Consider the following 12283-nt stretch of genomic DNA (forward strand, 5'->3'; position numbering starts at 1 on the left):
AGGAGGAGCCAGCGCCCCGGGCATATCAGCCGGCCCGCCCGCCCCGCGGCAGCATCGAGTAGAACCGGCTCGCGTCGAACTGCTGCCGGGCCTGCTGCAGGGTCATCGCTCGCCCATCCATCTTCGGGGGCGCCATTCCGCCGCCGCCCGCTGCCTTCTGGCCCTGCTTCTGCTGCCCGCCTGCGATGCTCTTGAGCGCGCTTGCGATGCCGCCGTAGCCCACTGACGAACTCGACAGTCAGCTTGATGCCGTCCTGTTGCCCTTCATGGACGAACCGATGGTGAGCTTTCCGGCGATCCTACTGAAGTGCCGGATCGGCATGTCGCTCCGGCAGTACCAAGATGATGCGGTTGGTGACCTCGAACGGCTGGCCAAGGAGATCCTATGCGCCTGATCTACGCCTTCCTCGCGGTCCGGATGCCCAGGCTCGCCCGCTTCGACCTCGCCCGGTCCGAACGCCTCTACCACGATGGGGATGAGGCTTTCGAACGATCACGGGATCGAGTGCGCCAAGCAGAGGCCTTGGCCGATCGGGCGGATCTGCCGTCGCTTGCCTCGATGCTTTGAGGATGCGCGTCAGCTCACAAAAGAAAGGCCCGGCAGCGGTGTCATCCGCTTCCGAGCCCTCGGACAAGGTCGCCGGCTGCGACTGCCCGGTCATTACATGCGGTGGTGCCCGCGCCGATGCATCATGTGACGCATGCGGCGGATCGGGTGCCAGCGAACGTCGACGATGCCGTCGTGGGCGCCGGTGACAGCGACGGCCGGGGCCGGGCTGAGAGGGGCCGCCGAGGCAGACGTCGAGAGAGCTGCGGCGCCGAGCGTGGCGAGCAGGGCCGCGGTGATCATCGAAGTGCGCAAGGAATGTCTCCTCTCGTACCGCCACCGGGAACGGTGGCATCTGACGGGCCGTGCAAGGCGCAGATCCTTCCACGGTCAAGCTAGGAAGCCTGGCGCTGACCGATGGTTCCGACCGGGCGGCCACGAAATGATCAGGGCTGCTTCCACCCCTTACGAACGCCGCTCGTGCATCCCGTGCGGGCGTTAAAGTCTACCGCCGTCCAAGTGCGTATATGGGACATTTATTGGACATGCCAGGCGCCGATACAAGCTAAGTGCTTGATTTTGTTGGCGCGCCCTACGGGAATCGAACCCGTGTTTTCGCCGTGAAAGGGCGTAGCCATTCCTCCAGGAACGTCCAACGATATCCAGCTAACCTGCTGATAGATCTCGCTTTCAGTTCGAACTAGCGTTTGGCCTGTCCAACTTTGTGTGGCATCATCCGAGCACGTCCACGGGACACTCGCGGGACACCATGGCTCGCAATGCACGTTCATCAAAGCTCGAAACACGCACCAGCCGTTTGCGTCTGCCAGTGGCCAAAAAGCCCGTTTTCGCCCGCGTCGCACCCGGTGTCTCGCTCGGCTACCGTCGTAACGAGACTGCCGGGACCTGGGTGCTGCGGGTCGCCGACGGGAAGGGCGGTTCCTGGACCAAGCGGATCGGGCAGGCCGACGACTTCGAGGATAGTAACGGCCGGAGCGTGCTCGACTTCTGGGAGGCGCAGCAGCAGGCGAAGGCGACAGCAGGCGGCAAGAAAGGGGAGGGGGCTCTGAAGGCGCCACTCACCGTGGAGGTCGCCGCTCGGGCCTATCTCACTGGGCTTGAGGCCCGAAACGAACGTACAGCTTACGACGCCCGCCGCCGCTTGGAACGCCTCTTCCTGCCGCGCTTCGGTTCGAGCCGCATCGAGGATCTAACGCGTCGCCAACTCGAAGCTTGGCGCGATAGCTTGGTGCGGGCCGGCGCCGATGCCGAGCAGCGTCGCCGGAGCCAGGACACTGCCAATAGAGTGCTTAGCATCGTCAAAGCGATGCTGAATCACGCAGTGGGTGACCCAACAAATGGTCTATCGAACGACAGCGCTTGGCGGCTTGTCCGCCCGTTCCAGCGGGTCGGCCGGGCACGCGAGGTCCACTTCACGTCCGCGGAGGTGCTGCGTCTCCTTGAGAGCTGCAACGATACGAGCTTCAGTGACCTGCTGACGGCAGGATTTCTGACGGGCGCGCGCTATGGCGAACTTGCCGCGTGTCAGGTCCGCCACTTCGACGCCGCGGGCGAAACGCTGTACGTACCGAGGGGCAAGACCGGAGCAAGGATCGTCATCTTGCAGCCTGAAGCTGTAGTGTTCTTCTCACGGCTGATGGTTGGCCGCGAGAAGGATGCTCCGTTGTTGCCTCGCGCCGACGGAGACGCTTGGGGTGCGAGCCATCAGATACGGCCAATGAAGAGGGCGTTGCTAGCCGCGAAGCTCGATCCATCGGGCACATTCTACGCGCTGCGACACTCCTACATCTCGCGTGCCGTTGAGGCAGGAGTACCGCTGAACGTGGTGGCGGAGAACTGCGGAACGAGTGTTCGGATGATCGAGACGACTTACGCAAAGGTGCTCGCCGCTAAACGGCGAGAATTCATTGCGAATGGCGCACCAAGACTGTTTTCAACTTAAGTTTTAATATTGTTATCCGACTCGATTTACCACACCCTATATACCGCTAAAATTTCGCGATGGCACTATTCATTATTCGACAATTACGTGTCGAATTATAGATCGGCTCAACAATTTGGGTTACAAGCGTGTGCCAAATTCAGCGATAGCTTGAATTCTGCAGCATCATTATCGAAGCCGAACCGCATTTGAATTTAATACGTGCTACCTGTCAGTGGAAGATGTACGAGCCAAACAGGGGTCCTCATGGCAAAGGCATTTTATCGATATGAGAAAATCGATTACATAATTAATGCGACTAATCCGCTATTCAACAATCAAACCCGGCAGATTATATTTGCCTCGAAAGGTGGAGGCTATAGTTCAGGAGAAGAAACGAACCTAGATCGTTGCATTGAAGACGGCATATTATATTTTATCGGCATCCAATCAGATCCGAAAGCAAGTGAAATCTATTGCGATTTGGTCCACGAAATCCTCGGGATCGAGCGCCTCACAATTATTCAGAATATTTCTGAAGAAAGCCAAAATAGAATTAAGGATTTTGTGGAAAATGCCTGGGGTCTTATGGGGCAATACGCGAGGATGAAATCAGGAGAAGTCCAGCAGATTTGGATGGAAGCAAGAATCAAGAACGAACAAGCGCGTGAAGCCAACACCATAGCTGAAATTCGAAAAACTTATGCGATATATGATTTACAAAGGTGGATGTCCATGGACTCGTGGACTGTCGCCGAGGCCGCAGCGCTTTCGATGCAAATTGAACCGGAATTTGCGTTAGATCTTCCATCAAATTTCGACGACGAGATAGAAGCTGATTTTTCCAAAGTTCTCGAATCACGTATCAAGGTAATTAATCGAGCTGTATCCGCCGGCACATTCCTAAACGACGCTATAATGCCGAAAAGCTTTGTAATCTGGTCAAAAAGCAAAGGCTGGGACTTCAATGAGCCGACAAAAGAAGCGAGCATGGATGCAATTCATACGAACACCAGGCACAAATTATACAGCATTCTCTTGAGTATGGCATTTGAGCGGCACAAACTTTATCCTGTTTATGATAAAAAACACAGAGTGCGTGGTGACGTTCTGGGGATCGCGAGGGATTGTGAGATTTGCGGCTTTCCCGTTAGTGCAAAGACTATCCAAAAACACTTAGATTTAGCATTAGATTGGGCGCAAGAAGACTACGCAGACAGGCTCAAGTTAATAGCAAGTCGCAAGGCGCCATAATGTTGTTTTTCCAGTCAATTATTTAGATCTAGCTGTTTTAACCAGGGTTCGTGAAGGTTTAGGTGGTCGAATTTGGGGACTTAGAGCGTTGCCCGGGCAGTCATGCCGGTTGGTTCAGGCTGCGGGGGCAGGACGTCTTTATCGTTAGAGCTGCGCCCGTTCGGTTCGCCAGGTGCTCTGATCTGATGGGTTGGTGGGTAGAGGAGCCTGCCAATGCCGTCATCCTTGTCGGTTGACCTGCGTGAGCGCGTTGCTGCCGCGGTGGCGGAGGGCGCCTCCCCACGCAGCGGCGGCCCGCTTTGGGGTGAGCGTGTCGAGCGTGAGCCGTTGGGCGGCGCGGGTCCGACAGGAGGGGCATGTCGCCCCGTGCGCAAGGAGGTGGCGACCAGCGCTCGCGGGCCATCGAGGCGCAGGCTGGGCTGATCCTGGCCACGCATGAGCGGCAACAGCAGCTGTTCCTGCACGAGTTGCGCGAGGCCTTGGCCGCGCACGGTTTGCAGACCAGCACGAGCGGACTGTCACGGTTCCTCGCCCGCCACGGCATCACCCGTAAAAAGGGGCTCTGTACGCGGCTGAGCAGGAGTGCGCGGATGTGAGAGGCGAGCGCCAAGCTTGGTTCGGCGCCATGCCCGATCTCGACCCCAACACGCTGGTGTTCATCGACGAGATCGCAGCTGCCACCGACATGATGCCTTCACCCACTTCACCGCAAACGAGTGCCGCAACTGTCTCACCGCAGCCGGTTACGAAGACGACTTGGCCGTCGCTACATGATCGGGCGCAACTCTAGAATCGTCAGCAAGCGAATATCCTAAACAAGGCGGAGCAGCCCAATCTTGGTGCGCGCTCGCTTAAGGCTTGGGGTGCGGATCAGAGAGCCTTTTGCCCAAAACCCGCTTTTCGATCTCGAAAATGAAACAGGAATTTTCCCATCAACCCGAGTTTTTTCCGATTTTATTGGTGCAAGACATTTCTCGTCTGCAACTGGACGAGAGGTTTTAATGAAGCATGCGAGCAACGAAACGAACGATCAATTGCTCCGGTTGAAGCAAGTGCTTCAGATCATCCCGATGTCTCGTTCCAAGCTTTACGCCGACATAAAAGCAAAACGCTTTCCCGCTCCTTGCAAGTTTGGGAGATTGAGTTTTTGGCATCGGGCAGAAGTGGTTGGAATAGTCAGGAGCCTTACCAAGGGCGGTTAGCTGAGACGCACAGGCATCAGCAACCCGCCAAAATCGCCCGGGGGGGGTCTTCGGTGGCGCAAAGTCGCGCTCTCCGAACTTCCTCCGGGCGATAGAAACCAACCTCATTCATCATTAAGCGTCGAGCTTGTTCGTCGTCAATGCCGACAAATGGGCGCCAACAAGCTCGGCCGAAAGGTCGGAAGAATGGAACAGAAAGAGAAGCCGAAATCTGCCCTCGATGTCGCTCGAGAAGCTCGAAAGAAACATGAATCGGTAGAAGGATCCTATCGCGATCAATTACACCTCGCCATCGCCGACATCGCTCGCAGTGCTAAGTTGTTTGACGGCGATGTACTCGGGTACCAGGCACTTCTGAAAGAGAAATTTTTCTTAGAGACGGAGAAAAAAAACCGGCCGCAAGCGCGATACGTTGAACAAGCTCAACACTCTAGCGCGATATATTCTTAACGCAGACACCCGGGAGAAAGAACAGACTGTCAACGTGTATGCAAATGTTGCTCGATATTATTGCGACAATAGCATCTCACCTGATGAGATAGCTAAGCAAATCGACGAGGACGGAGGCGTCAAAGCGGTTGCGAAGCTCGCTACAAAGTCGAGGGCCCTGAAAGCAGCGATCTTTGAAGATGAGACTTGGGGCGACCTTGTGGCATTAAAAATTTGGGTGAGTGAGAAGCACCTTGATAGAGCGATGAAGATCGAAAAAGGGCAGCAAGCAAAACTCAAGATCCAACGCGTTGAGGGTACCTCGGACTACAAAGAATTTGCCTGCAAAAAATTTGACTGCATTGGCTTAGATAGCGAGTAATTCAACAACGAAGGGCTCGGGCCTAACAAAGCTCGAGCCCTTCGGTCCCAAGATGGTTCGTCGAATAGTTCCAACTGCTCAAGAAACACATCTATTCAAACAACCTTATAGCACCTATCACCTCATCAATGCAGGCAACCTATGCTAGAATATGCCCATTTTCTATCACCTTCGCGCTCCTACAGGCCGCCGAAGCAGGTTTTTGAAATTCGACCCCCCAGACCTTACGACCCGCGATCACCTCTACCCACCATCGTCGATATGGCCACCTTCGCCGAGGTTCACCTGCGGGCTGACGATCGGATAAAGGACTACCTCGAATACCCGCGCAAGAACTACAAGCAGGTCGCCTGTCGCGATGCGCTCGACGAGCTTCAGCGGTCCAACGCGCACGCACTTTACGCCAACAACGCCTATTCGCGGATCGCCTTTGCCGAAATCGCCCTGAAGCACGTCGCTGCTGAGCCCGGCATCGCATATGGCCCGCGCTGCTTCGTGACGGTCACTCCCGCGCGTTACGCTTTTTCCCTCGAGGATCGGTTCGCGCCTAGCCGTGCACTGCGGTCGGATCGACGGTGCATGAGCGAGGCCGCCCACTTCAAGATCTATCACCTGCAGCAAGTGGCCCGGCAGGCTTTAGGCGACCTGCCCTTCATCGGCATGGTCGAGGTCGCGCTTTTTCCCCGTTGGTCCTCATCGGGCTGGGCCGTGTTCGACTCGGTGTCTTGGCACTGCCACCTGCTCGCCTGGGGGGCCACGCGTCAGGAGCTCGATGGTATCCTCCAGCCGCTCCGTGCCCGGCATGCCAGCATCAAGGAAGGCGTGACCTCGGTGCACGTTCAGGCGGTGCCTGACGACGACATCGTGCGCCAGTTCGTTTACGCGCTGAAGGCCCCACAGAAGGTCTACCGCACCGTCTTTTTGCGGACCGTTTCACGCGATCAGCCGCTGACCGGCTTCGACACCCGGGCGTGGCGGATCAAGAAGGATTGGCTACGTACCGGTCAGCGGGTTCGCCTGCTCGACGTCATGGCCGGCCGCACCCTCGACGGACTCCTCTTCGGCAACCGCGAGGGGACCGCGCTCGCTAATGCAATCCGGGATGAGGCGCTGAAGCAGTTTCGAGCCTGGAAACAGCGGCAGCCCTGGTCGCGGCGATGAAGGGTGGCGTGAGGTTGATAGCGCCGTCCTTATCACGATGTGCTCGCCATCGAGCGGTCCGAGATACGTGTTCGATGGATGAGAGGCACGGCCAGGGGTTTTACCTCAGCCCTTTGCTTCTCCCTCGCTACAGCAGGAATAGCTCTATTCGGCAAAGCTCAGCCGTTAAAGAACGAACCCCCGCTCGCTGCGACGACGAGCAACGCGGGGGTTCGTTAGATGATCATGAGTTAGAAGTTAAATTTTCCAGAGTCGTAATTTCGATCGAACCCATCACGTAAATGTGATCAAGCTCTTCTCGGACCTTATCGGTCAATCATGGACGAGTTTAAACAACCTAAATCTTGTTTGTAAATTTGACGCGGCAGAATTTTGGTTGCTTGTAGTGGCCTCCATCAACTGGAGACGAACTATGACTGACTTAAAATCATACATATCTCGCTACGAATCATTCGAAATTTGTCGCCGAGCAGCCAGCCGCACTATGGAGCGTTTAGAGAAAAACAGGGGCCGAGCCGCTCAAGGGATCCTCGAGCGTTTGAAACTCTGCCGAAAGGACAACCGATGCTTCTCTGGGGTTTGCCCGGTGTGCGCAAGGCGGTATCGGCTGCGGCTCCTCGCGCAAGCAGAGCATGTCCTTGGGGAGAATGATCCGTGGGTCCAATTGTGGTGGACTCCGCCCAGTGCATTAGTGGCAAAAGGCTTGCTCGTCGATTTTGATCTTGGAAGACTACTCGATCAGCAAAAGCAAGCTTTGCTCGAATCGATGCCCAATGCAATCGCAATCGGTGGCATCGATATTTCCCTAGGAACTAGAGGTAGCATCGCTGCAATATGGCGGGTTTCTAGTTGTGTGCTCGTTTCTGGTTCAATCAGTCAAGAGGCGTTCGACCGGCTCACCCATACGTTCCGACCCGGTAGCACCTCCTGTCATTCGTTCAGTATTGAACCGGTGCTAAATCAACCTCATATGCTTTCTTACGTCTTCAAGCACCGCATCTTCGCTCGAACTTACGACCAACATATGTCAGCCGAGAGACGGCCGAAATTCGATACCTTACATCCGTCTTTCGCCGACGAGGCGGATCTATTCCAAGAACGATGGCCCTTGTGGAACCGGTTACTCCTTCACAATGTGAGCTCGGGCAAGGATCCTCATCGGCCTACGTTGCGCCGGCTCATCTAACCGGAACGTGCCTGCACTTGGTGGGACTCAGCCCCGCCAAGTGCTTGACGCAAAAGTCCGATTTAGGAAATTTTGCCCTTGGCTTTGCCCCATCCGTGCGTTTGATACAGATCCATTCGAGTGCCCAATCGTAACTAGAAGAAGCTTCTTCGCTTTAGAGTGTTGGGCGCGAGGGCGTTGCGGCTTCTCACTCAGCGCGATTGCGCGCGAACCCTTTTTAGAACAAAATACGAACAGGCTGCCATGTGCAGCGGGCGCCTCCGCGGATAGCGAGATGTCACCTCCGAGTTCCAGCCGCACGCTGTTCTTCTTCGAGAAGCCCTCGGCCATGCGGCAGCTGCAGCGCTTTTTCCGCTCGCCGAACACCGTTTGCGTGGCCGCCGAGGGGCACCTGCTATCGGCCGAGGAGCCGGGTAGCATCCGGCCCGAGTGGAAGCTATGGCGCTTCGAGGCGCTGCCCATCAAGCTCGCCACGATCCCGGTCAGCTGCGGCACCAATCGGTCCGGCCAGTCGCACGAGCCGAAGATCGCCGCAATCCGACAGGCGCTGAGCGGCGTCGAGCGCGTGATCATCGCGACCGATCCCGGGCGAGAGGGCTCCATGATCGCCTGGGAGGTGCTGGAGCATCTGGGCTGGCGCGGCCGCGTCGACCGGCTCAAGCTCGGCGCGCTCGACGACGTCTCGATCCGGCGCGCCTTCGCAGCCCTGGCCAAGGAGCCGGGCTCAGGCGAGCGCGACTACGCCGCCTACCTTGAGGCACTCTGTAGGCAGTACGAGGATTACCACCTTGGCCTGAACGGCACGCGGGCCATCTCGCTGCGCCTGCGCCCGCCCGCCTTCCGGGAGCCCTGGCGCTTTGGCGGCGTGCAAACGCCGACCCTCGCCATCCTGGCCGACCTGGAGGAGCGGATCCGCTCCTTCGTGCCGCAGGACTTCTTCAAGGTCGCGCTGCACCTGACCACCCAGTCCGGTGCCGAACTGACCCTGTGGCACGCCCCGAAGGATCGGATCTTCGACCCGGCCGTCGCAGAGACGATCCGAACTGCCGCCGCAGCGTGGTCGGGCCCTCTGGCGGTCGAGCACAAGGACGTGCGCCGCACACCGCCCCGTCTGTTCTCGAAGGACACCTTGGCGCGGCGCTGCGCCAAGCGGTTCGGCTGGGATCCGCAGCACACGGCCGGGCTCGCCCAGGAGCTGTACGATCAGGGCTACTTCAGCTACCCGCGCACCGAGTCCGAGTACCTGCCGGAGGGGCAGGCGGGTGATGCCGCTGCGATCGTCACCGCCATCGCGACCGAGCTGACCGATGTGCGTGACGTCATCCCGGGAGGCGAGGCGCCCCTGATCCGACGCGGGGCGAAGGGCCACTACGTCAAGGACCCGGGCGAGCATCACGCCATCGTGCCCCTACGCAAGGTGCCGGAACGCGGCCGTCTCACCGCCGAGCAGTTCCGGTTGTGGGAGCTCGTCGCGAAAGCCTTTCTCGCCGCCCACTTGCCCGACGGCATCGACGCCCGCACGAGCGTTACCGCCGAGGTCGGAACGCCGCTGGGCGCGAAGCGGTTTGCCGTGTCGGGCAGCGTCATCCGCGCCCCGGGCTGGCGTGCGATCTACGGCAGCGAAGCCGAACTCGAAGCGGACGTCGTACCCGGCAAGGCCAAGCGAGAGGCCGAGGCCACGTCCGCGCGTCTGCCACTTGTGAACGACGGGGAGGGCGCATCGGCCACGGGCGCGGATGTCGCCACCGCGATGACCGAGCCGCCGCGACGCATCACTCGAGGCGAGCTGCCGGTGGTGATGGGTCGGCTGATCGACCAGGTCGATGATCCGGCGGTCAAGCGCGCCCTGGAGAACCCGGTCAACCCGAACGAGCCTAAGGGCCTCGGCACGGCCGCCACCCGCGACACGATCCTGCCCAAGCTCCTGAAGAGCCGCTACATCACCCTGGCCAACGGCAAAGACCCGGCCATCGAGGTGACCGAGGTCGGGCTGGCCTTCATGATTGCGGTGCGGCGTGTATTTCCGACCTACGGTGACCCGGTCGGACGCGCCCTGTTCGAGGCGGAACTGGCCGAGATCGGTCGTGCGGCCACGCGTGCCGTGGCCGTCGAGCGCGCGAACGCCTTCCGACAGCGCACGCGCGCGCGCCTCGATGAGCTGATCGCCGCGATCGCGAACTCGCCCGTCGTCAGCCTCGATCCGAGCCTGATCCCGCTCAGTCAGGCCGACAACCGGCCGCCGACGCCGGCCATGGTGTCGTTTGCGGTTAGCTTGGCGGAGAGAAGGGGTGTGAAGCTGCCGCGCGGCTGCAAGAGCAACATCAGCATGTGCCGGTCTTTTCTCGACACCCACGCCGGGCCACGCGTACCTCAGGATGGCGACGCCGACCGATCGGGCGACCACCGGACTCCGAGCGCGGCGATGCTCAAGTACGCACATAGCCTGGCCGAGCAGTGTGGCATCATCTGCCCGCGGGAGGCTGAGACCGGCTTTGACGCGTGCCGGCGCTTCCTCGACGCGCACGCCGTGCGGCCGCAGCGTGAAGCGGAGACGCCGAGTTCCGGCGCAGTCAAAGCCAGGGAGCCTGCCGGGCGCAGCAAGCGGCAAGGCAGGGCGGCACCGGCGCCGAGACAGGCAGCCACTCGACGTCCAGCCTGAGGGGACCGGCGGAAGGTCGATGCCTGAGCGCCGTCAGTCCTTCGGTGTTTTGGCGGGATCATCACCGCCCGGCTGGTCAGTGCCCTGACCCGGCCGTTCAGTCTTCTCGTATGGCCCGTCTGCTTGCGGGCGTCCTCGATCAGGTCTTCAGCCACGTCGCGGTCGCGCTCACGGTCCATCGGCTCATCTGCCTCGCCTGGCGGATCTCAAGGTGCGCCCGGCTCGATCGATAGAAGTGACGCTGATGCCGATTGGCTCCCATTGACGATCACGCCGCAATCAAGACCGCTCAGAGAGCCGACAAGCGGCCGTTCCTGACGACCAAAAAAGATCGGAGGCCGGCATCGCAGCGAATAGCAACCATTAGCTTCGCCCCATTGGCGTAGTACGCCCGGGTGGGCTCACCTTGACAAATAGGAATATAATCTGATAGCTGAGCTTGGGCCGCCGCTTCGTGGCCTTCGTTGAGGGCCGCCATGAGGCACCCACCACTAACCCTGAAGCCGAGCTGCCTAGCGCCACCGCCGGGCCTTCTGCATCGGCCTCAGCCATTCGCAACCATCCCGAGGGGGTCTCATCAGAGGCCCCCTTCGCATTTCTGGAGCATTCTATGACCGCAGCCACCGCTACGAAGCCGAAAGGCGCACTCCCCCCAGCAGAGAGCCCGCTCGCCAAGCCGGTACCGGCCCTCATCGTTTTCGGACTCGACAAGGGCGGCAAACCTCACGCGGCATGGTTTCCCACCCCGGATGTGAGCCTCGCTACGAAGGCTGCTGAGACGATAGGGTTCCGCGCACTCGTGTTGTGCGACGACGCTCAGCGCTCGGCCGCCGCTGAACTGCCTCGAGGCCGGGTCTTCAGTTCGGGCCGTGCCTTCGTGCCGTTCGTCGCCAAGGAGGTCTATGAGCGCCTGCAGACACTCGCCGACGGGTCGAGGGGTTCGACTACCAACGGCATCAAACTGATTGCTCACAGCTCTGAGAAGCCCGCTAACGGCGACGAGGGCTGCCCTGGCGGGTCGGGCCCCGTGGATCCTCGATATCCGCGCAGTTGGGCCGGCATCGCGATCGGCAGCTTGGTCCTAATCACCGAGGGCGAGGAGGACGGCTGGTATGAGGCGGTGGTGGTCGCCTCGAAGCCGGGCGGCGAGTTCACCCTACAATGGCGCGACTGGCCGGATCTGCCGCTGCTGATGCGCCAGCGCGATGAGATGGCCTTGCTGCATCCGAACGCGGCCGCGGCAGCCGAAGCTTGAACTCGACGCGAATGTGCAAACTGGCTGGCAAGGCACTCAAGCTTTGCCGGCCGACGAGCGTCGACGAAGCGGGGGTTTCTACGCTCAGAAGGCACCCGCGTCGGGCATGCGGACGGTTGCCATAGCTTCCCCGAAGCGGTTGTGTGCCGGGCACCGACAACGTTGGCTTAGGGTGGACTATGGAAGTCGAGGGGCTGCTTGCAAGCAGACATTCTGCGATGCGCCCAACCCGGACATCCTGCCGCAATGAAGTGCTTCCCAGAAGC

10 protein-coding genes and 1 pseudogene are annotated in these 12283 nt (G+C 59.6%); 9 read left to right on the forward strand and 2 right to left on the reverse strand.

Annotation, left to right across the window (positions count from 1 at the left end):
* Positions 1-25: 25 nt before the first annotated feature.
* A complete protein-coding gene (locus tag AC3IF1_RS16165; RefSeq protein WP_489218423.1) occupies positions 26-223 on the reverse strand; it encodes a hypothetical protein in 198 nt (65 codons plus the stop codon).
* Between the two features lie 162 nt (positions 224-385).
* Here AC3IF1_RS16165 and AC3IF1_RS16170 point away from each other — a divergent pair, with 162 nt between their 5' ends.
* Positions 386-568, forward strand: coding sequence for a hypothetical protein (locus AC3IF1_RS16170; protein ID WP_489218424.1), 183 nt, complete (start codon positions 386-388; stop codon positions 566-568).
* A gap of 93 nt (positions 569-661) precedes the next feature.
* Here AC3IF1_RS16170 and AC3IF1_RS16175 read toward each other — a convergent pair whose 3' ends face one another.
* The gene (locus tag AC3IF1_RS16175) at positions 662-862 is read right to left on the reverse strand and encodes a hypothetical protein (protein ID WP_243966216.1); all 201 of its coding nucleotides are present in this window, start codon (positions 860-862) and stop codon (positions 662-664) included.
* Positions 863-1316: 454 nt separating this feature from the next.
* On the opposite strand from AC3IF1_RS16175, the gene AC3IF1_RS16180 reads away from it, so the two are divergent.
* The 8 genes and pseudogenes from AC3IF1_RS16180 (at position 1317) to AC3IF1_RS16215 (ending at position 12017) form a co-directional block, all read left to right on the forward strand.
* Positions 1317-2510: a tyrosine-type recombinase/integrase gene (locus tag AC3IF1_RS16180; RefSeq protein ID WP_489218425.1), complete on the forward strand. Its 1194-nt coding sequence runs from the start codon at positions 1317-1319 to the stop codon at positions 2508-2510.
* Between the two features lie 246 nt (positions 2511-2756).
* Positions 2757-3743: a hypothetical protein gene (locus AC3IF1_RS16185; RefSeq protein WP_489218426.1), complete on the forward strand. Its 987-nt coding sequence runs from the start codon at positions 2757-2759 to the stop codon at positions 3741-3743.
* A 213-nt stretch (positions 3744-3956) separates the two neighbouring features.
* Positions 3957-4431: pseudogene (locus tag AC3IF1_RS16190) on the forward strand (helix-turn-helix domain-containing protein); the annotation flags it as partial.
* 151 nt (positions 4432-4582) lie between these two features.
* A complete protein-coding gene (locus tag AC3IF1_RS16195) occupies positions 4583-4945 on the forward strand; it encodes a helix-turn-helix transcriptional regulator (protein WP_489220397.1) in 363 nt (120 codons plus the stop codon).
* A 412-nt stretch (positions 4946-5357) separates the two neighbouring features.
* Positions 5358-5756 (forward strand): hypothetical protein, encoded by a 399-nt coding sequence (locus AC3IF1_RS16200; RefSeq protein ID WP_489218428.1) that lies wholly within the window; start codon positions 5358-5360, stop codon positions 5754-5756.
* 261 nt (positions 5757-6017) lie between these two features.
* The gene (locus tag AC3IF1_RS16205; RefSeq protein WP_489218429.1) at positions 6018-6917 is read left to right on the forward strand and encodes a hypothetical protein; all 900 of its coding nucleotides are present in this window, start codon (positions 6018-6020) and stop codon (positions 6915-6917) included.
* 1460 nt (positions 6918-8377) lie between these two features.
* Positions 8378-10762, forward strand: coding sequence for a type IA DNA topoisomerase (locus AC3IF1_RS16210; RefSeq protein WP_489218430.1), 2385 nt, complete (start codon positions 8378-8380; stop codon positions 10760-10762).
* A gap of 610 nt (positions 10763-11372) precedes the next feature.
* A complete protein-coding gene (locus tag AC3IF1_RS16215) occupies positions 11373-12017 on the forward strand; it encodes a hypothetical protein (protein ID WP_489218431.1) in 645 nt (214 codons plus the stop codon).
* Positions 12018-12283: the final 266 nt, after the last annotated feature.

The organism is Methylobacterium sp. E-012 (assembly GCF_057836545.1).